Raw genomic sequence first — 20463 nt, forward strand, 5'->3', positions numbered from 1 at the left:
CGCTCAATGGGAGAACCAGCAAACCCCGCGCCGGTCCAGCGGGATCAGATCAGCACGATCGTGGCCAGACCGAGGAAGATCAGGAAGCCGAAGAAATCCGTCGTCGCCGTCACGAACACGGCCGAGGACACCGCCGGGTCGAACTTCAGCCGTGACAGCGTCAACGGGGTCAGAACTCCGACCGTCGCGGCGACCATCAGGTTGAGCACCATGGCCGCTCCGATGACCCCGCCGATGCGCCAGTCCTGCGACCACAGGCCGGCGGCCACCCCGATGAGGGGCGCAAGTACGAAACCGTTGGCGACGCCGACCACCAGTTCACGCCAGAAGGTGCGCGAGGCGTTGGAACTGTTCAGTTCACGGGTCGCCAACGCCCGGACGGTAACGGTCAGGGCCTGGGTTCCGGCGTTACCGCCGATGGCCGAGACGATCGGCATCAGCACTGCCAGGGCGATGACTTGCTGGATAGTGCCTTCGAACCAGCCGATGACGCTGGCGCCAAGCACGGCGGTGACGAGGTTGATCGCCAGCCACGGAACCCGGCTGCGCACAATCTCGGGCACGGAGGAGCCGCGGTCCTCGTCCGAAACGCCAGCGAGGCGGAGGATGTCCTCGCGGTTTTCCTCCTGGATGATGTTGACGATGTCGTCGACGGTGATCTGGCCGACGAGGCGGCCTGCGCTGTCGGTGACGGGGGCCGATATCAGGTGATATTTCTCGAAGATGTAGGCGACTTCTTCCTGATCCTGGTCGACGGTGATCTCGTTGACCGGCTCCATGATGTCGGACAGGGCGATCGTGCGCGGGGCGCGGAGCAGGCCGCTGACCGGCACGCTGCCGACCGGCCGGTTCAGCGGATCGACGACATAGATGTCAAAGAACAGCTCGGGCAGATCCTCGCCCTGTTTGCGGACGTGGTCGATGGTGTCGCCGACGTTCCAGAACTGCGGCGCGGCCATCACCTCACGCTGCATCAGACGGCCGGCGGAATCCTCCGCGTAGCCGAGCGAGCTCTCGATGGCGGCCCGGTCGACGTCGGGCATGGCGGCCAGCACACGCTCGCGCTGGTCATCCTCGAGGTCCTCGACCACGGCCGCAGCGTCATCGGAATCGAGCTCCTGCAGAGCCTCGGCCAAGGTCAGGTGCGGCACCCGCTCCAGCACGTCCTCGCGGATGCCGTCGTCGAGCTCCGGCAGCGTGTCGGCCAGCAGGTCAGCCGGCAGCCACAGCACCACGACGGCGCGATGCTCGGCGGTCAGAAAGCCCATCAGGTCGGCGACGTCGGCCGGGTGGAGGTCCTCCAGCAACGAACGGAGCTTGGTTCCGTCGCCGGCGTCGGAGGCGTCGACGACCTTCTCCACGAAGCCGGGCGTCAGGACGTAGTCCTCGTCGAGCGCGACGTGTTCGATCTCATCCTTGTGGTCAGAGGGCAGGGAGGCGGTTGCGGTTTTGCTCACGCTTGGCCTCCCTGTCTGTCAAATCAGCTTTAAGCCGATGATTTTCCTCATTTTTTCGATGGTGCGGTCGAGAAGACTCGAACTTCCACTCCGGTTAGGGAACAGCGACCTCAACGCTGCGCGTCTACCAATTCCGCCACGACCGCTCGCATCGGAGGGGGGCTGATAGCGGAGAGCGGGGCGGAAGGGAAGGGGCTTTCAGCGGGCTGCGACGGTCGGGCCGAAGACCCGGTGGAAACTGGCCCGCAGGGCCTCGTCGGCCTCGTCCATGGTCGCCGGCACGCCGAGATCGACGAGGCTGGTGACGCCGTGCTCATCGATGCCGCAGGGGACGATGCCGGTGAAATGGCCGAGGTCGGGTTCCACGTTCAGGCTGACGCCATGGAAGCTGACCCATTTGCGGACCTTGACGCCGATGGCGGCGACCTTGTCCTCGCGGGACCAGCCCGGCCCCTTGCGCTCGACCCAGACGCCCACCCGGCCTTCGCGGACGTCGGCGGGGACGCCGAATTCGCCCAGCGCTCCGATGATCCACTGCTCCAGCCCCCGCACGAAGGCGCGCACATCCCTGCCGCGCCGGTTCAGGTCCAACATCACATAGGCCACGCGCTGGCCCGGCCCGTGATAGGTGAACTGGCCGCCCCGCCCGGTGCGGTGGACCGGGAAGCGACCGGCGTCGAGCAGGTCGTCGTCCCGCGACGACACCCCCGCCGTATAGAGCGGCGGATGCTCGAGGAGCCAGACCAACTCGCCCGCCTCGCCCGTCGCGATGGCCGCCGCCCGCGCCTCCATGGCCTCGACCGCGAGCGGATAGTCGACAAGGCCCGGCGAGACCGCCCATTCGACGGGCGCGTCATCCTCGCGGATCAGCTTCGATACGGCCGGGCTTAAGGACTGGGAAAGCATGTCGCCCTCAATGTGGGGATAGGGAGCGTCATGCAACAATCGCCCGTCCAGTCCCAGTCAGCGTCAGAGTCCCCCGTGTCACAGATCGAAGCCGTAGACGTTGAGATTTCGGTCGTCCTGGGGCGCTCTGTTCTGCCGATGAGCCAGCTGCTGCGGATGGGCCGCGGGGCGGTGATCCCGCTCGACGCTTCGCAAACCGACGAGGTCTGGATCCTCGCCAACAACCACCCGGTCGCCCGCGGCGAGATCGAGATCCGCGAGGACCGCATCGCCATCACCGTGACCCGGCCAGCGGACGTCTACGATTTCATGGCCGGCGCGGCCTAGGTTCGGCCACCTGTCCAGAACGCCCGCCGCCTCGCCTTCCGGCCGCGGGCCTCCACCACACACAAACGGCAGTCCCCGCCCGCGGAAGCGGACGGGGGCGACGGCGGGGGAGGCTGTTCGCCGCGGGTCAGCGCGGGCGCGCGGCGCCGCTGGCGCTGGCGCTGGCGCCGGCGTTGACCGACGCGCCGTTGCGGTCCGCCGAGGCCGAGCCGTTTGCGGAAGCGTCGGCGTCCACCCGGCGCTCGCGGCGGGCGCGACGATCCTGACGGGATTCCGCAGCCGTTTCCGCCGAGCCCGAGCCCGAGCCGGCGGCGTCACCGGCGAGCGCGCCCTGACCCACCTGGGCCGAGCCGTCCAGCATGCCGGACGCCGATCCCTCGACCGATCCGGCCGCGCCCCGGGCCGAGCCATAGGCGCTCGACGCGGCGCCCACGGCGGCTCCGCGCGCCTGATCGGCAGTCGCTTCCCCGCGGGCCCGGGCCTGTTCAGCCGCGGCGGCGGCACGCGCCTGCGCCTGGGCGGCGCGGCGTTCGGCCCGTTCGCGCAGGCGCTCGGCGCGGGCGGTGGTCTCGCCGAGACGATCGCGGGCGAACGAGCCGTCGACCGAGCCGGTCAGGCCGCCGGCTGCATTGCCGCCAATCTGGCCGCCGAGGCCGCCGACCTGGCCGCCCAGTCCGCCGGTCAGACCACCCGAGCCGCCCAGCACCTGGGCGTTGGCGGCGCCGGCGAGGACCATGGTGAAGGCCGCCGTGGTCACGAGCATAAGGGTCTTGCGCATGTCGTCTCTCCTGCAATCAACTGGACGGAGACACCGTCCTCGCAGAGTCCAACGACGGGCCCGCCGGATTTCATCCGCACGGCAGGAAATATCGGCGGCAGATCAGCGCGCCAGCCGACCTCTCGCCCCGACCGCGCGGGGCTCGACGCGCAGATCCGCGGCGACGAGACCGCGGCCATAGACCGGGTCCGGGCCGCGCGCGCCCATATCGCGGGCCTCGGCCTCGAGCGCCCGGACGGCCCGGTCACCGCCGCCGCGACGGGCCAGCAGGCCGGCCACCAGCGGCGCTGCGAACGAGGCCCCGCGCACATTGACGTATCCCGCGCCCTGGCCGGCGGCGGCCATGTCGGCCCCGGGAGCGGCGAAGTCGACCTGAGGTCCCCGGGCGGCTTCTGGCAGGGTCCGGCCGCGCGCGTCGACGGCGGTGACTCCGATCACGTCAGGATAGCTGGCTGGATAGAGGGGCGCCGCGGCGGGGCCGTCGTTGCCGGCGGCGGCGACGATCAACAGGCCGCGCCCGGCGGCCCGCCGCACCGCCGCCTCGACCAGCGCATTGCGTGGCCCGACGAGGCTGACGTTGACCACGGGCACGTTGTTCTGGACCATCCAGCCCAGCGCCTCGGCGACCTTGGTGGAGGCCCCGCCCGAGGGCGACCCCCCGTAGACGTCGGCGACGAAGAGGGCGGCGCCGGGGGCGGCTCCGGAGAAGGGGTTGGACCGACCGGCCAGTAGGGACGCCACGGCCGTGCCGTGGGCGCCGGGCCGGTCGCCGTCGGCGAAGCCGCGCTGGCGGATGGTCGCACCGGAAAGGGCCGGATGACGCGCATCCACGCCAGTGTCGATCAGGCCTATGCGCACGCCGCTGGCCTGAACCGGTGGCGCCGCGGGCAAGGCCGGGGGAGGCGCAGGGGTGTCAGCCAGCGCACCGGCGGGGCTGTAGATGTGGTTAAACTCGAAGGTCCCGGCGGGGTCGAGGTCGCGGAGGCGGTCGAGGGCGCGGCGGAGCGGCAGGCCGTGCGGCGGGCTGAGCACCACGACGGCGAGGTCGAGGCCGTCGAGCTGCTGTTCGCGCACGACCGAGAAGCCGGCGTCCAGCGCGGCCCGGCGCCCGGCGGGGGAGAGGTCGACCGCGACGATCTCGGCCCGCAGCACGGGCCAGCCGTATGGGTCGGCTTCCAGCGCGCCGTCCGAGCGCCCGATCAGGTCGCGCACCCGCCGGGGAGCCTGCAGCGCCCGGTCAACGCGGCCGCGAACGCCGTCCTGCAGCCGGTCGGTGTCGACCGGCAGACGGTTCGGCAGGTCACCCGGCAATCCCCTCACGCCGGGGACGCCGCCGGGCAGGCCGATCTGGGCGCTGGCCGGCGCCGCGGCCAGCAGAACCGCCAACCCCGCGAAGACGGAGGCGGTCAGAATGCGTATCGTCACCGGCTTGCTCCCTGGCGGCAGTTGATGAAAGGCCATTGGCGTCAACGCCACAATGGCTGAAAAGGCCTCGCGGATGAAACGCCCCGGCCCGGACGTTTCATCCCCATGACCGGAGTTTGCTTTTGGACGGGTTTCAGACGGAGCTGGTGGCGCTTCTGCCAAGGCTGCGCCGTTTCGCGCGCGCCATCTGCCGCTCCGACGCCGACGCCCAGGACCTGGTGCAGGCGACCGTCGAGCGCGCCCTGGCAAAGCGAAGCGGCTACCGGTCGGGCACCCGCCTGGACAGCTGGGCCTTCACCATCATGAGGCGGATCCACATCGATCAGGGCCGGTCGGCGACCCGCTGGGGCCGGGTTGTGACGCCCGAGGACGCCGCCACGCCCAATGTCGCCGACGCGGCGCAGGCGGACGAGGACCTGCGCGCGGATGCGCTGGCGGTGCGCGATGCGATCGGCCGGCTGCCCGAAGACCAGCGGCTGGCCGTGGCCCTGGTGCTGGTCGACGGCCTGTCCTACGCCGAGGCCGCCGAGGTGCTGGAGGTGCCCGCCGGGACCCTGACCAGCCGACTGGTGCGGGGCCGCCAGAGCCTGATCCAGACCCTGACGGAACAGGGAGTGAGCGCATGACCGACCCCTTCGACGACGAAATCCTGATGCGCCGCGTCGACGGCGAGCTCAGTCCCGAGGCGGGTGCGGCCATCGACGCCGCCGCCGCCGCCGATCCGGCCCTCGCCCGACGGCTGGAGCGGCTGCGCGGTCTGCGGACGCTGGCCCGTGAGGCCTTTCCCGCCGCGTCCGATTCCCGCGACGCCGATCTGGCCCGCATGATCGCGGCTGCTCCGGCGCGGCGCGAGCCATGGACCGCCCGCCTGTCGCGCACCGCGCGCGCCGCCTTCGCGCCCCGCCATGCGCCGCTCTGGGGCGCGGCCGCAGCGGCCAGCTTCGTGCTGGGTCTGTCGGTGGGCTGGCTGGGGCAGGACCGGGCGCCGGGCGGCTTTGTGGTGGCCGCCGACGGGAGCCTCGCCGATGCGGCGCTGGTGCGGGTGTTGGACGACGGCCTCGCCGGCGACGGGTTGGACGCCGGGGGGCGGGCGGTCGGCCTGACCTTCCGGGACGCCGACGGCCGCTGGTGCCGCACATTCCGGTCGGGCCAGGCCGGAGTGGCGGGCCTCGCTTGTCGGAACAATGGCGTCTGGCGGCTTGAGGCCCTGGCGCCCTTCCAGCCCTCTTCCTCGGAGGTCCGCACCGCCGGAGCGGATACGCCCGCCGCCGTGCTGGCCGCCGTCGACGCCCTGATCGCCGACGAGACCCTCGACGCCGCCGCCGAGGCGGAGGCCCGCGACGCCGGCTGGCGCTGAGGTTCAGACCCAAGGGATGAAACAGGCTTTGCCGGTCGTTGGACCGGCATGGATGAAGACACCCTGCGCGCCCGCGCCGACCTCTGGCGCCGCCGCGCCGCCGAAGCGATGGACCCGCGTCAGCGCGAGGCGAGCGCCCAGCTGGCCGCCGAATACGAGGCGCTGCTGGCCTGGCTGCTGGAATGCCGCGCGCGCGCGCATGTCGCCGAGGGGTGAGGTCCGTCCCGACGGTCAGTCTCTGTCTTGACCGGGCAGGCGCCAAAGGCAGGCTCGGGAATGCTGACATTTCGCCGCCAGCCGTCATAATCTTGCGATCCAAGTCATTGATTTCGCGCCGATCAGCCGTCGATCGAGCGTCCTGAACCCGCCTGAGGGCGGTGCGGCCTGATAATAGGCGGATGGACAGGACAACGAACATCACGGCTCAGGACGCGACGGCGGAGACGCCGCCGTGGCCGGGCGACAAACCCTTCAGGCAGAGCCCTTCGGGGATGTCGCCGGACCGCTATCGCGCCGGGCTATCGCGATATCTCGCCGGGGAGCCGCTGGCGGTGGTCGCGGCGGACTACAAGGCCTCGGTCAGCAGCTTCTACCGGCATGCCCGGATCATGGGGCTGCGCAAGCGCGACGTAGGGGCCCCGACCCGGCGCAAGGGGCCGGCGCCGGTGGTGGTGCAGGCGCTGGAGGGCGGCGTGGCGCTGGCCTGCGGTACGGTCGTCGTGCGCCTCTATCGGGAGCAGCCGGAGCGGACGGTGGATCTGCTGCTGGACCAACTCGACGCCCTGTTCGGGATCAATGACATGAGAGGCGCGTCCGTGCGGCTGCGGCTGATCGAGCAGTTTCGGCGGGTGATGATGGGTTGGCGCGGCGGACGACCGCCCATGGCGGCCGCGCCGGACGAGGAAGGGGACGAGGCGCCGGGAGAGGCGCTGGAACTGCGCCCGTCCCAGCGGCCTCCCGCCGGCGACTGGTCGACCTGGCTGTTTCTCGGCGGGCGCGGGGCCGGCAAGACGCTGGCGGGGGCCAGCTGGCTGGCCGATCAGGCCGAGGCGCTGGGGGCCGGCGGGCGGCTGGCGCTGATCGGCCCGACCCTGCACGACGTGCGCGAGGTGATGATCGAGGGGGCCAGCGGCATCCGCTCGCTGCCGCGCTGGACCCGGGCGACGCGGCCCAGATTCCAGGCGTCGCGGCGGCGGCTGGTCTTCGCCAATGGCTGCCAGGCCTATGCGTTTTCGGCCGAGGACCCCGACAGCCTGCGCGGGCCGCAGTTCAGCGCGGCGTGGGCTGACGAGTTCTGCGCCTGGCGGGGCAGCGGGCCGCGCGGAGCGGCGGAGACGCTGGCGTTGCTCAGGATGGGATTGCGGCTGCCGTTGGCGCCGAGGGGCGGTGCGCCTGTCGACCCCTCCACCCCTTCGGGGTCCCCCTCCCCGCGAAGCGGGGAGGAGACATCGGACGCGGCTGCCGTCTCGTCCCCATGCAAGGGGAAGGGCGACCGCGAAGCGGTGGAGGGGTCATCGACCCATCCTCGCCTGGTGGTGACCACCACCCCGCGTCCGACCCGCGCGCTCGTGCGGCTGCGCGACGAGGCGGGCTGCGCCCTGAGCCACGCGCCGACCGCCGACAATGCGGCGCATCTGTCGGCCGGCTTCCTCGACGGGCTGGAGGCCCTGTATGGCGGCACACGGCGGGCGGCGCAGGAGCTGGAGGGGAAGATCGTCGAACTGGACGGGTCCCTGTTCACGGCGGCGATGATGGCGGCGGCAAGGGGCGAGGGACGAGGGGCGAGGGGCGAGGAAGGAGACAGTGAGGGCGCGGGCGGCGGGGCGCAGGCGGCGTCATCCTCGCCCCCTCGATCCTCATCCCTCCCCTACGACCGCGTCGTCGTCGCCATCGACCCCAGCGCAACGGCGCGGAGCGACGCTTGCGGACTGATCGCGGCGGCGAGTCACCGGCGCGCGGACGGGGTGCGATGCGCCGTGGTGCTGGCCGACCGGTCGGTGGCCGGGCTGGGGCCGGATGCCTGGGCGCGGCGGGCGGTGGCGCTGGCCGCCGAGTTCGGGGCCACGACGCTGGTGCCCGAGGTCAACCAGGGCGGCGACATGGTCAAGGCGGTGCTGAAGACCGCCGGCTGCCGGCTGAAGATCCGCGAGGTCCACGCGACGCGGGGCAAATACGTCCGCGCCGAGCCGGTGGCGGCCCTCTACGAACAGGGCCGCATCCACCACGCCGGGACGTTCGACGCGCTGGAGGAGGAACTGATGGCCTTCGGCGGCGAGATGGAGGCGGCAGGGTCGCTGGACCGGGCCGACGCGCTGGTGTGGGCGATCACGGATCTGCTGATCGACGCCCCGGACGGGGAGCGGGGGCCGAGGGTGCGGTGGCTGTGAGGGGGTGCGAATCGACCCGACCGGGGCCTGTGCTACAAGGACCGCCGGTATTCCGGCTGACGGGGGAGCGCGATGCTGGGGCTTTTCAGACTGGTGCGTCGGATCATCGAGGGGTCGGTCATCTCGATCCTGATCCTCGCGACGGTGGCGGTGCTCGGCGTTTCGGAGACGATCGGCAGCCTGCTGGCGGACCGCAGCGCGGCGGCGTTGCTGTTCCTGCTGGTGCTGGTCGTGGTGCTGGCCGATCTGATCGGCAAATTCATCTCGATCCTCAGCGCGACCTTTCCCGATCTGGTGCCGGCCGTCGGCGACGACGAACGCCGACGCGCCTCGCTGATCCAGCGGCTACGACCGGTGCAGACCGTGGGGTTGCTCTCCGGGGCCTATGCGGCGCGGCTGGGGATGTTCCTGGTGCTGTTCGCCCTGATGGGGGCCAGCTACGCCCATGCCCCGGGGGCGGTTCAGGACAGTCTTTTCGGGCCGCTGGGCGCCGGCGAGGCGATCGTGACCTTCCTGCGCGAGGGGATCGCGGGGTCGGTCGGCTATTTCCTGTTCTTCCTCGGGCCGGACGCCTTGGGGTCGATCACTGGCCGGATCGTGGACGCGCCGCTGGCGCCGGCGACGGTGGACGGGGAGATATTGCTGGTCGGCATCCGTCTGTACGGGCTGGCCTTCGCCCTGTCGGTGCTGCGCACCCTGGCGACGCCGATCATCTATCTGCGGGCGCGGCGGCGGGCGGAGAGTCTGCCGGCGGCGGCGGAACAGGCGGCCTGAGGCGGGCGGCGGCTATTCGACCGGGCGGGCCGGCGAGAGCAGGTCCTCTTCCTGCGTCGCGCGCCGCTCGGCCGCGATGGTGCGCTCGATGTGGGCGTCGGGACGCACCGACAGGGCGGGCTCGGGGGCTGTCCGGGGTGAGGCGCGGCGCGGCTTGCGGGGCGGGGCGGCGGCGGCCCCTTCCAGATCGGGCAACTGGTCGAAGCGCAGGCGGTAGATCGGCTCGGGCAGGGTGAAGCCGGCCGTCTCGACGGCGATCTTGGCGGCGCGGATGCCGGCGCTGCGGGCCTTGAGGAAGTCGGTCCCGGTCTGGTCGATCCAAGCCATGAAGCGGAGCACGATATTGCTGTCGCCGACGGTGACGATGACCCCGGTCGGGGCCGGATCGGACAGGATGAAGTCGAGCCCGGTCAGGGCCGCCACGCCGACGGCGATGGCCGCCTCCGGATCGTCCTCGGCGTCGACGCCCAGCTCGAACTCGAGCCGCCGCTCCGGATTGCGGGTGTAGTTCAGGATCACCGCCTTGAAGACGATCAGATTGGGGATGCGCAGGTGGTTGCCGTCCAGCGTCATCAGCACGGTGGCGCGCGAGGTGAGGCGGACGACCTTGCCCTCCTGCCCGTCGATGACGACGTGGTCGTTGGCGCGGAACGGCTGGCGCAGGCTGAGCATGATGCTGGAAATGTAGTTCTCGAGCGTGTCGCGGAGCGCGAAGCCGACGGCGATGCCGATCAGCCCCGCCCCGCCGAGGACGGTGCCCATCAGGGCTGTGGCGCCGAGCAGGTTGAGGGCCAGCACCACGCCGACGATGACGCTCATCGCCCGCACGGCCTGGGCCAGCAGGTCGCCGACGAAGGGGTTGGGCGTCAGCCGACGCCAGAAGCGACCGAACGAGGCGGCCCACCAGCCCAGGGCCACGCACGCGACGACGATCAGCAGGCTGAGCACGATCAGCGGGCCGCTCTCGACCGCCGAGCGCAGAAGGCCCGTCAGCTTCTGCAGGAAGGGGGAGACGCGCTCGCCGACGTCGACGCTGGCCTCGACGTCGTTGCGCACCGCGACGACGCCCTCGACCCGGCCGGCGATCTGTTCGGCGCGAACCAGATCGGCGCGCTCGGCCACCTCGCCGGCGAGGGTGACGACGCCGCCGGACGCCCGCACCCGCACGCCCGAGAGTTCGTCCAATTCGGCGTAGATGCGCTCGAGGCGGGCGGCGATGGCGGCGTCCGAGGCGGCGTCGCTGTCGGTGCCGATCGGCGCCGGCGGGGGGGTGGCTTCCGCGGGAGCGGCGGCCGGGGCGCCCGGGATCAGCGCGGTGGCGGCCGCCGGGGACGCGATCGCGACAAGAAGCGCCGCGAGCGCCAGGCAGAGGGCCGGCAGGACGCGGAGACGGTCGGCGCTCACGGACGCGATCGGGCAGGGTTCATGGCGCCATCCTGTCATCCGCCAACCGGCCTGTCACGCCGCCCGCGCGGCCGCCCGGCCGGGGAACAATCCCCCCCAGCCTGTCGTTGACCCGACGACTGTGACCCCCAAGGGCAAGTCGGCCGGACCATCGCAGCGCGCCCACGGCGCGGGCGAGGCCGGCAGGGATCACGGCCAATCGTCCCGATATCCAAGGAGATTGATATGTCGATCAGCATCAAAACCGGCGGCGCCGCCGTCGCCGCCCTCGCGATCACCCTGGCGGCCGGCGCCGTTCACGCGCAAGATCGGGGTCCCGCCCAGGAGCAGGCGCCCGCCACCCACGCGGAATCGCCCGTTGTGGTCGAGCGCGGACCAAACGGCCGCGCCACCGCTGTTCGCATCGGCGCCACCACCTACAAGGTCTGCCAGACCGAGCGAGAGGACGGCTGCATCCAGCCGCGCGCCGCGGGCCTCGGCTGGGGCGACCGTCCGCTGCAGAGCTGGCCGGGTGAGTCGCGTGGCGACCGCGCCGCCGCCCGTTCGGGGCGCTGAGGCTCAAGCCGTCCGGACCGGGGAATGAGCCTCCGGCCCCGGGAAATTGAAATCCGCGTTCAGGCGGCCCGGACCGGCTGGTCCAGCATGTCCCGCAGCCTTGCCGCCAGAAGCTCGGCGGTGAAGGGTTTGGCGATCATCTCTGTGCCGGGCTTGAGCCGGCCGTCCTGACCGATCGCGTTCCGGGTGTAGCCGCTGGTGAACAGCACGCGAATGTCAGGACGGAGTTCGCGGGCGGCGGTCGCCAACTCGCCGCCGGACATGCCAGGCATGACCACGTCGGTGAACAGCAGATCCACGGCCCGGGCCTGGCGCTCGAGCAGGCGTATGGCCGATACGCCATCGTGCGCTTCGAGGACGCGATAACCGAGACCGCGAAGCACCTCGACCGTGAAGGTCCGGACGTCGTCATCGTCCTCGACCACGAGGATGGTCTCGGATGAGGCTCCGGGCTCCAGGCGGGGGGCGGTCTCCGCCGCATCGGCGGCGTCCGGCGCCTGCGCCATGCGGGGGAGATAGAGGCGGACGGTGGCGCCTTCGCCGGGCTCAGACTGGAGATCAACGTGGCCGCCGGACTGGCGGGCGAAGCCGTAGACCATCGACAGGCCGAGGCCGGTGCCCTTGCCGACCTCCTTGGTGGTGAAGAAGGGCTCGAACACCTTGCCGAGCACGTCGGACGGGATGCCCGATCCGGTATCGCTGACGGTGATGCAGACGTAGTGACCCGGCGCGACCTCGGGCCGCCGGGCGGCGTCGGATTCGTCCAGTTGGACATTCGAGGTCTCAATCGTCAGCCGGCCGCCGTCGGGCATGGCGTCGCGGGCATTGACGGCCAGGTTCAGCAGCGACGCCTCAAGCTGGTTGGGGTCCGCCTCGATGCGCCACAGGCCGGGCGAGGTGACGATGTCGAGCTCGATGGTCTCGCCGAGTGACCGGTGGAGCAGATCGGACATGCCGACGGCGAGGGCGTCGACTTCGACCACCTTGGGCGCGAGCGGCTGGCGGCGGCTGAAGGCCAGCAGGCGCTGGGTGAGCGCGGCGGCCCGCTCGCCGCCCTTCTGGGCGCTGCCGAGCAGGCGTTCAATGCGCGGGTTGCCGCCCGCTTCGCGCAGGGTCCGCACGGCGAGATTCACATTGCCGAGCACGACGGTGAGCAGATTGTTGAAGTCGTGGGCGATGCCGCCGGTCAGCTGGCCGACCGCCTCCATCTTCTGGGACTGACGCAAGGCCTCCTGCGCGCTTTCGCGCTCGGCGACCTCGCGGGACACCCGCTCCTCCAGAGTTTCATTCAGGTCCCGCAGCGACCGTTCGACGGCGCGTTGTTCGGTGATGTCGGTATGGACGCCGACCCATTCCCGGATCTGGCCGTTCGCGTCGATGCTTGGCACAGCCCGGATCGAGAACAGCCGCCACTGTCCGTCGGCGCGTTTCAACCGGTGTTCGAAGACGAACATCGAGCGCGCCGCGACCGCCTGTTCCCAGGCGTCGATGGTCGGCTGGGCGTCGTCCGGGTGAACGGCCCCGGCCCAGCCATAGCCCTGGTAGTCCTCAAACGACTGACCGGTCAGCGCGGCCCAGCCGGGCTGTTCCCCGACCATCCGACCGTCGGCGTCATTGGTCCAGAGAATGCCCTCGACGGCGTCCACGGCTGCCCGGAAACGGTCGTTGCTCTGCTTCAGCAAGGACTCGGCGCGTCGTCGTTCCGTCAGGTCCAGCATGGCCCCGATCATGCGCGTGGCGCGACCCTCCGCGTCCCGAATGACGTAGCCGCGGTCGAGCACATAGACATGCGAACCATCGGCGGTGAGAAAGCGGTACTCGTCGGTCCAGTCGCTGCCGGTGCCGTCGATCACGGCGTGAATGCTGTGCGTCACCCGCTCGCGATCATCGGGGTGGATACGGGACACCCACCATTCCGCATCGGGACCGACCTCGTCTTGCGAGTAGCCGAACAGCTCGCGGACCGCGTCGTTCCAGAGCACCAGATTGGTGGCGAAGTCCCAGTCCCAGATGGCGTCGCGGGTGGCGCGGGCGGCGAGGCGGTAGCGCTCGGCTGTCTCGGTCAGCGCGGCCTGGGTGCGCCGCCGTTCCTCGATGTCGAGCAGGACCCCGGGAAACCGCAGCGGCGTCCCGTCGTCGGCTCTCTCGACCCTGCCGTTCGCCTCGATCCAGTAGTAGCGCCCATCGGCGCGTTTCACCCGATACTGATGCGCATAGGCGTCGCCGCTGGCGACCGCCTGTTCAACCGCCGCGGTGAGACCCTCCCTGTCATCGGGATGCACCGTGGCCATCACCTGGTCGAGGCTGAAGCCCTCGCGGCCGAGCGCCGGATCGAGACCGAACGCCTCGGCGAAGGCCTGGTCGACACTGAACTGGTCGGCGGGGATGTCCCAAACCCAGGTGCCGATGATGGCCCCGGCGGCGAGGGCCAGCTGGACACGCTCGCTGTTCTCGCGCGCCATGGCCTCGCTGGCGCGCAACTGACGTTCCGCCATGATCTGGCCGGTGATTTCGCGACAGGCGCAGAAGAAGCCGGCGACCTCGCCCGACTCGTCGCGGACCGGGGTGTAGGAAAAGGCGAAATGGGTCTCCTCGCGGTAACCCCTGCGCTCCATCCACAGCTCGATGTCGTCCATCTGGACGGGCTCGCCGGCGAACGCCTGAAAGACGATCGGCTCGAGGTTGGCGCGGATCTCGTGCCACGCCTGTAGGAAATCGGCGCCGAGGGCCGCCGGGTGTTTCGACGCCAGGATTTCCATATAGGCGTCGTTGTAGAGCAGCGTCCGGCCCGGACCCCAGGCGATGAACATCGGCTGGCTCGAGCCCAGCATCACCTCGACCAGGGCCTTGAGGGCCAGCGGCCAGCCATCGGCCGCCCCCAAGGGGGTCGCGGTCCAGTCATGAGCGCGAATCCGGCCGCCCATATCGCCGCCGCCGGTCAGGAATTTCGGCTCCACTTCCGCGCGGCCGTCCCCACGGGACCCGTCATTCGAAGTCGAGTCTTTCACGCGTCCGTCCGGCCCGCCGCGGTCGCCGGTCGCCGCGCGTGCGAAAATGTGTCTGAACCTGTCATCCCGCTCCCCCGGTCGGCGTCCGAATGGGCCGCGACGAGGCGATTCTCCCCGGACATGGTTCCCCGAAACGCGCGTATCGACAGGCGGTTGCACCCCGCGCGCGTCTCCGACGGGGATCCGGCCAGCCTCGTCGATGGCCCCGAGCAGGGCCGGTTAGACGCCGGCATCAACCCGCGGTGTAGGCTACATTGAACTTGCCTTCGTTCAGGCCGCCGATGCCCCAGTTCAGGGTCTGGCCGCCGGCGAAGGTCACCGCATAGATCTCCACCCGGCCGCCGGGCCTGTCCTCGGCGCGCACGAAAGTCACCGATTCGATCGCGCCGAGGCTGGACAGGCCGGCGGACATCTGCGGCAGTTGCAGCTCGCAGGCGGCCAGCAGGCCCTCGCCCATGATGTCGGCAGGACAGGTCCCGGCCGCGGTCTCGGCGATCATCCGGCGCAGGGCGGCTTCGTACTGGCTGTCCTCGGCGGTGGCGGGAAAGGCCATCACGCCCGCGGCGAGGGCGGCGGCGAGGCTCAAGGTCAGGCGCATAAGGGTGTCTCCGATGGGAGAGGGAGTTTGGCGCGGGCGGCGGGAAGGGACAAGCGGTTGCGTGTTGTCCGAGGCCGCGACGACCGGCGCCCACGCCTGCGAGCCTAGACCGACTTCTTGCTGAGATGGCGGGGCGGGGTCGGCAGTCCTGCGCGGGCGACCTTGCGGGCCGCGGAGTCGAGGGCGGCCTTGAGCCGCTTGCGTCGGGTCCACGGCCGCCAGGCATCCCCGGCGGTGATCGGGTCGCCGAGGTGGAAGGTGGCGATGAACGTGGCCATCGGCCCGAGCTCTTCCGGCTCCAGCGGGCGCAGGCGACAGTAACCGGCCTGACGCAGAGCCTCGATGGCCTTGCCGAGGCTGGCGTGGGACTCGAGGGCGGTCTGGACGACGGCGGCGTCGCAGCCGAACCAGTGGGCGAGGATGCCTGTGCGCAGGTCGGTGATGCGGCTGCGGGTGGCGGCCCCGGCCGCGCCGCGTCGGGCCTCGATCGACAGGTCGCACTCGGTGTCGAAGCCGAATGACCGGTTGTTGAGATTGCTGGATCCGACCCGCAACAGCACGTCGTCGATGATGGCCATCTTGGCGTGGACGATGATGGTCCGGCCAAGCGGGGTGACCGGGCTGTAGGCGTGGAAACGACCGTGCTTGTCGGCGTCCTTGAGCCGTTTGAGGAACATCGACCGGGTCCGGTCCATCGTCATCTGGTCGAAATAGCTGGGCGAGTGCTGGGTCGAGATCAGCACCACCTCGGGCCCGCGGGCCTCGCCCAGGCGCCGCGCCAAGGCCTCGGCCATGAGCGGCGAGGTGAAATACTGGTTCTCCAGATAGATGCAGCGTTTGGCGGCGGCGAACGAGGCGAGATACAGCGCCTCGCTCTCGCGCACCTGGGCGACATCCCGCCAGGCCGCGACGCTTCGCGACAGCCCGACCGGGACCCTGCGGAAGTCGGGTTTGACGCGGGCCGGCCAGGCCGAGGGCGCGGCGACGGCGCCGGGCTCGGGCAGGGTCTCCCCGGTGGCGCGCAGCCAACGTTCGCGGAACAGCCGGCCGAGGGTCCGGGCGGGCTCGCCGTCGACCAGGGTCATCACCTCGTGGCGGGAATCGAAACATGTGTGATCGCGCGGGGTCTTCTCGCGCCGGGGATTGTCGTCGAGGTGATCCGAGGTGTCCCAGCGGTCGGGCCCGATGTCGCCGCCGCCGCAGAAGGCCACGGCGTCGTCGATGATGAGAACCTTCTGGTGGTGCGAGGCCCCTATCGGCAGGGCGCCGTCCAGCACGAATTCGACCGGGGTGCCGGCAAAGCACTGACGCGCCTTGAGCGGGAAGAAATTCTGCGTCGCCGCGATGGGCAGAGCCGATTTCCAGCACAGCACCCGGACGTCGAGTTCAGGACGGTCGCAAGCCAATGCCTTGAGGAAGGCCCCGAAGCGGTCGCCGTCCGGCCCGGTGCAACCCGGCTGGGGGTCGAACAGGGTGTCGGGATCGAAGGCCCAGTTGAGCAGATGCACCGAGCGTTTGGCCTTCGACATCGCCTCGCGCGCGGCGAGAAAATAGTCGGCCATGTCGAGCAGGAAGGCGGCGCGCGGGGCGGTCCCGACCTGCCAGCAGGTGGCGCCCTCTTTCAGCAGCATGGGCCAGGTCTCCGGAAGGCGCGCTGCCGAGGATCGGCTGCGAAGGTCTATGGGGCCGCCCGGACCCGTGAAGCCTGGCCAACGACCGGGCCAACCGCGCGGTTCCGATGGCCCGGTGGTCCCTAGCCGAATTCGACCAGCACATCGTCCGCGGCGACCGGGTCGCCGGCCTTGGCGGACACCGCCTTGACCACCCCGTCACGCTCGGCCTTGAGGATGTTCTGCATCTTCATGGCTTCGATGATGGCCACGGTCTCGCCGCTCTTGACCTCCTGGCCGACCTCGACGGGGATGGCCACGACGAGGCCGGGCATGGGCGAGGTGATCAGCTTGCTCGTGTCGGCGGCCTGTTTCTCGGGCAGGCGGGCGTAGAGGGCGGCGACGGCGGGGGTCAGGACGCGGACGCGGGCCCTGGCGGCGCGGTGGCGGATGGTGAAGCCGTCGGCGACGCGGGCCACCTCGGCGGTGAAGGGCTCGCCGCCCAGCTCGGCGCGGAACTGGGCCAGGCCCGGGCGCCAGTCGATGTCGCTGAGGCGCAGGGCGCGGTCCTCGCCGGCCAGGTCGAGGGTCAGGGCCTCGTCGTCGTCATAGGACAGGGTGACGCCATGAGCGTCCTGACCGATCAGCACGGTCCATTCGGTGCGGTTGGACGGGTCGCCGGAGAGCTCGGTGAGGATCTCGTTCATGGCCGCGGCGGCGGCGATCAGGATGTCGGTCTGGCGCCGGTCGGGGGCGAGGCCGTGGAAGCCGTCGGGGAATTCGTCCTTGATGTAGCTGGTCGAGATCTGGCCCGAGCGGAAGCGCGGCTGGTCCATGACGGCGGCGAGGAAGGGCACGTTATGGCCGACGCCCTGCAGGTGGGTGTCCTCGAGCGCACGGGCCATGCCGTCGATGGCGCCGTCGCGGGTGGGGGCCCAGGCGCACAGTTTGGCGATCATAGGATCGTAGAACATCGAGATCTCGTCGCCCTCGCGGACGCCGGAGTCGTTGCGGACGGTGTAGTCCCCTTGATCGCCTTCTTCGGCGGTGTCGTAGCGGACGAGGCGGCCAATGCTGGGCAGGAAGCCGCGGTAGGGGTCCTCGGCGTAGATGCGGCTCTCGATGGCCCAGCCGTTGATGGCCAGGTCCTTCTGGGCGAAGGCCAGCTTTTCGCCCCAGGCCGAGCGGATCATCTGCTCGACCAGATCGACGCCGGTGATCAGTTCGGTGACCGGATGCTCGACCTGCAGCCGGGTGTTCATCTCGAGGAAGAAGAAAGACTTGTCCTGGCCGGCGACGAATTCGACCGTGCCGGCGCTGTCGTAGTTCACGGCCTTGGCGAGGGCGACGGCCTGAGCGCCCATGGCGGCGCGGGTCGCCTGATCGAGGAGCGGACTTGGCGCCTCCTCGATGACCTTCTGATTGCGGCGCTGGATCGAGCATTCGCGCTCGAACAGGTGGACCACGTTGCCGTGCTTGTCGCCGAGCACCTGGATCTCGATGTGGCGGGGATCGACGATGAATTTCTCGAGGAAGACCCGGTCGTCGCCGAAGGCGTTCTGCGCCTCGGCCTTCACGGCGGCGAAGCCCTCGGCCATGTCGGCGTCGGAATGGGCCACGCGGATGCCCTTGCCGCCGCCGCCGGCGGAAGCCTTGATCATGATCGGGTAGCCGATCTCGTTGGCGATCTTCACCGCCTCTTCCGTCGTCTCGATCAGGCCCATGTGGCCGGGGACGGTGGAGACGCCGGCTTCGGCGGCCAGTTTCTTGGAGCTGATCTTGTCGCCCATGGCCTCGATGGCCTCGGGGTTGGGGCCGATGAAGGTGATGCCCTCGTCGCGCAGGCGGCGGGCGAAGCCGGCGTTCTCGCTGAGGAAGCCGAAGCCGGGGTGGACCGCTTCCGCGCCCGTTTGCCGCACCGCTTCGACGATCTTGTCGGCCAGCAGATAGGATTGCGCCGCGGGAGCGGGGCCGATCAGCACCGCCTCGTCGGCCATCTCGACGGCGAGGGATCCGGCGTCGGCCTCGGAATAGACCTGCACCGTGGCGATGCCCATGCGGCGGCAGGTCTTGATGATGCGGACGGCGATCTCGCCGCGGTTGGCGATCAGGATTTTGGAGAACATGCTGCGGTCTTTGGCGTCTGTAACTCTGAAGCGAATGTGATCGCGGCGTGAGGGAAGCGCCCCGATTAGGCCGCGATCCCGCGGGAGTAAACTCATGGGGGCGTTCATCCGAACGGGGTACGGGCTTGGCAAGGTCTGTCCCGATGGGCTTTAACGCTGCCCGATCCCTGTTCCCACGGCCCGGAGCCCGACTTGATGTCCCGTATCCTCCCCGTCGCCGCGACCGCCGCGGCCCTGACTGTCAGCCTGACCCTGGGCGCCGGAACGGCCTCGGCCCAGGACTGGCGCGCCCTCGCCAGCCAGGACCTGCAGGCGGCCCGCGCCGAGCTGGCGGCGAACCACCCGGCGCCCGTCGTGCCCGGGCAGGCCAGCCAGACCTTCCAGGCCTGGCTCGACGCCGGTCTGCAGGACGCTCTTTCAAAGGTCGGCCAGTCGAACAGCGGCTCCAGCCACGCCTATCTGCTGCGCTACTACGCGGCCGGCTTCCGCGATTCGAACATCGTCATTCGCCCGAGCTACGAGACGGCGGCGGACCGCTTCTCGGCGATCAGCTGGCCGGGCCTGTCCACCGGGTGGCGCGACGGCCAGTATGTGGTGACCTATGTGCAGCCGGGCGTGCGCGGCCTGCCGCCGGTCGGCGCCGTGGTCACGGAGTGCAATCTGACTCCGATCGAGGAATACGCCCGCGAAAAGCTGGACCTGTGGGAAGGCGACCTGAACACCGAGGCCGGCCGCGTCACCACGGCGCCCTATCTGCTGTGGAACCGCAACAATCCCTATGCCAGCGGAACACCCTCGACCTGCAAGTTCAAGGTCGGGCGCCGCGAGCGCGACTATGAGTTCCGCCCGGTTCCGGTGGTGCCGGCCAACCTCGAGGCGGCCTATCGCGCCACCGTGTACACGCCCGGGCCGGTGCCGCTGGCGATCGAGACGGTCAACGGCCGTCCGTGGATCAACGTCCACTCGTTCGCCGACGACGCGGGTTGGGACGCCTTCAACGCCCAGTTGGTGTCGCAACTGCCGACGATCCAGGGACCGCAAGGCTTCGTGCTGGACCTGCGCGGCGGGAGCGGGTCGTCAAACCTCGGCTCGACCGCCCGCGGTTACGGCGTGCTGAACCGCCTGTGGACCCCGGAATTCACCCAGAGCCGCCAGCCGACGGGCGGAGACTTCGTCTATCGCGCCACCCCGGCGAACCGCGAATGGTACGCCCAGGTCATCCAGCGGATGAAGCAGGACGCCCGCTTCGTCTATGAGGCTCCGGAGGTGATCGCCCAGACCGAAGCCGTTCTGGCCGCATTCGACGCCGCCATCGCCGCCGGTCAGCCGAGCTTCACCCAGCCGCTGCCCGAGAAGGCGGCCGATCCCAATGTGGCCAACCCGGTTCAGGGGCCGGTTGTCGTTCTGGTCGACGCCGGCTGCTCGGGCGGCTGCCTCGACACCCTCGATCTGGTCAGCCGGCTGCCGAACGTGCGCATCGCCGGATCGACCACGGCGGCTGACTCGATCTTCATCGAGCAGACCGTCGAACGCCTGCCCTCGACCTATGCCAACCTGAGCTACGGTCACAAGGCTTGGGTCTCGCGTCAGCGCGGCAACAACCAGCCGTTCATCCCGGCGCAAGGCCTGACCTACACGGGCAACCCGGTCGACGAGACCGCGGTGCGGGCCTGGGTGGGATCGCTGTTTCAGTAACGCCGCCGCGCGTCGCCCTGCGTGAGCGCGGACGGAACTTCAGGGCCGGACGGGGT

The 20463-nt window shown here is 70.5% G+C and carries 17 protein-coding genes and 1 tRNA gene; 8 read left to right on the forward strand and 10 right to left on the reverse strand.

The window, feature by feature from the left end; genetic code table 11:
- Positions 1-44: 44 nt before the first annotated feature.
- The 3 genes from mgtE to lipB form a co-directional block, all read right to left on the reverse strand.
- Positions 45-1457 (reverse strand): magnesium transporter, encoded by a 1413-nt coding sequence (mgtE, locus tag HNQ67_RS12220; RefSeq protein ID WP_183255837.1) that lies wholly within the window; start codon positions 1455-1457, stop codon positions 45-47.
- A gap of 59 nt (positions 1458-1516) precedes the next feature.
- A tRNA-Leu gene (locus tag HNQ67_RS12225) sits at positions 1517-1603 on the reverse strand.
- 52 nt (positions 1604-1655) lie between these two features.
- Positions 1656-2363: a lipoyl(octanoyl) transferase LipB gene (gene lipB / locus HNQ67_RS12230; protein ID WP_183255839.1), complete on the reverse strand. Its 708-nt coding sequence runs from the start codon at positions 2361-2363 to the stop codon at positions 1656-1658.
- Between the two features lie 30 nt (positions 2364-2393).
- Here lipB and HNQ67_RS12235 point away from each other — a divergent pair, with 30 nt between their 5' ends.
- Positions 2394-2690: a FliM/FliN family flagellar motor switch protein gene (locus HNQ67_RS12235; protein WP_183255841.1), complete on the forward strand. Its 297-nt coding sequence runs from the start codon at positions 2394-2396 to the stop codon at positions 2688-2690.
- A 127-nt stretch (positions 2691-2817) separates the two neighbouring features.
- Here the strand turns inward: HNQ67_RS12235 and HNQ67_RS12240 are convergent, their stop codons facing one another.
- Positions 2818-3468 carry a hypothetical protein gene (locus HNQ67_RS12240; RefSeq protein ID WP_183255843.1) on the reverse strand — a complete coding sequence of 217 codons (651 nt, stop codon included), beginning with the start codon at positions 3466-3468 and terminating at the stop codon, positions 2818-2820.
- Between the two features lie 102 nt (positions 3469-3570).
- Positions 3571-4893, reverse strand: a complete 1323-nt coding sequence (locus tag HNQ67_RS12245) for a S8 family serine peptidase (protein WP_343054914.1) — start codon at positions 4891-4893, stop codon at positions 3571-3573.
- A gap of 146 nt (positions 4894-5039) precedes the next feature.
- On the opposite strand from HNQ67_RS12245, the gene HNQ67_RS12250 reads away from it, so the two are divergent.
- The 5 genes from HNQ67_RS12250 (at position 5040) to HNQ67_RS12270 (ending at position 9411) form a co-directional block, all read left to right on the forward strand.
- Complete coding sequence (locus tag HNQ67_RS12250; protein ID WP_343054915.1) at positions 5040-5519, forward strand: RNA polymerase sigma factor; 480 nt, start codon at positions 5040-5042, stop codon at positions 5517-5519.
- On the forward strand, positions 5516-6250 hold the full coding sequence (locus tag HNQ67_RS12255) for a hypothetical protein (protein ID WP_183255850.1): 735 nt from the start codon (positions 5516-5518) through the stop codon (positions 6248-6250). Before HNQ67_RS12250 ends, HNQ67_RS12255 begins: the two co-directional genes overlap by 4 nt.
- Positions 6251-6298: 48 nt before the next feature.
- Positions 6299-6466, forward strand: a complete 168-nt coding sequence (locus HNQ67_RS12260) for a hypothetical protein (RefSeq protein ID WP_183255852.1) — start codon at positions 6299-6301, stop codon at positions 6464-6466.
- Between the two features lie 182 nt (positions 6467-6648).
- Positions 6649-8637: a terminase large subunit domain-containing protein gene (locus tag HNQ67_RS12265; protein ID WP_183255854.1), complete on the forward strand. Its 1989-nt coding sequence runs from the start codon at positions 6649-6651 to the stop codon at positions 8635-8637.
- A gap of 72 nt (positions 8638-8709) precedes the next feature.
- On the forward strand, positions 8710-9411 hold the full coding sequence (locus HNQ67_RS12270; RefSeq protein WP_183255856.1) for a hypothetical protein: 702 nt from the start codon (positions 8710-8712) through the stop codon (positions 9409-9411).
- 12 nt (positions 9412-9423) lie between these two features.
- Here HNQ67_RS12270 and HNQ67_RS12275 read toward each other — a convergent pair whose 3' ends face one another.
- The gene (locus HNQ67_RS12275) at positions 9424-10815 is read right to left on the reverse strand and encodes a mechanosensitive ion channel domain-containing protein (RefSeq protein WP_221247887.1); all 1392 of its coding nucleotides are present in this window, start codon (positions 10813-10815) and stop codon (positions 9424-9426) included.
- Between the two features lie 225 nt (positions 10816-11040).
- Here HNQ67_RS12275 and HNQ67_RS12280 point away from each other — a divergent pair, with 225 nt between their 5' ends.
- Complete coding sequence (locus tag HNQ67_RS12280; protein WP_183255860.1) at positions 11041-11370, forward strand: hypothetical protein; 330 nt, start codon at positions 11041-11043, stop codon at positions 11368-11370.
- Positions 11371-11429: 59 nt separating this feature from the next.
- On the opposite strand, the gene HNQ67_RS12285 is transcribed toward HNQ67_RS12280, so the two are convergent.
- The 4 genes from HNQ67_RS12285 to HNQ67_RS12300 all read right to left on the reverse strand — a co-directional run bounded on the left by HNQ67_RS12285 (position 11430) and on the right by HNQ67_RS12300 (position 18712).
- A complete protein-coding gene (locus tag HNQ67_RS12285; RefSeq protein WP_183255862.1) occupies positions 11430-14378 on the reverse strand; it encodes a PAS domain-containing protein in 2949 nt (982 codons plus the stop codon).
- 232 nt (positions 14379-14610) lie between these two features.
- On the reverse strand, positions 14611-14976 hold the full coding sequence (locus tag HNQ67_RS12290) for a hypothetical protein (protein ID WP_183255864.1): 366 nt from the start codon (positions 14974-14976) through the stop codon (positions 14611-14613).
- Between the two features lie 104 nt (positions 14977-15080).
- On the reverse strand, positions 15081-16607 hold the full coding sequence (locus HNQ67_RS12295) for a phospholipase D-like domain-containing protein (protein ID WP_183255866.1): 1527 nt from the start codon (positions 16605-16607) through the stop codon (positions 15081-15083).
- A gap of 122 nt (positions 16608-16729) precedes the next feature.
- Positions 16730-18712 carry an acetyl-CoA carboxylase biotin carboxylase subunit gene (locus HNQ67_RS12300; protein ID WP_183255868.1) on the reverse strand — a complete coding sequence of 661 codons (1983 nt, stop codon included), beginning with the start codon at positions 18710-18712 and terminating at the stop codon, positions 16730-16732.
- A 195-nt stretch (positions 18713-18907) separates the two neighbouring features.
- On the opposite strand from HNQ67_RS12300, the gene HNQ67_RS12305 reads away from it, so the two are divergent.
- Positions 18908-20407 (forward strand): hypothetical protein, encoded by a 1500-nt coding sequence (locus HNQ67_RS12305; RefSeq protein ID WP_183255870.1) that lies wholly within the window; start codon positions 18908-18910, stop codon positions 20405-20407.
- Positions 20408-20463: the final 56 nt, after the last annotated feature.

The organism is Brevundimonas basaltis (assembly GCF_014202075.1).
GTDB classification, from domain to species: Bacteria; Pseudomonadota; Alphaproteobacteria; order Caulobacterales; family Caulobacteraceae; genus Brevundimonas; species Brevundimonas basaltis.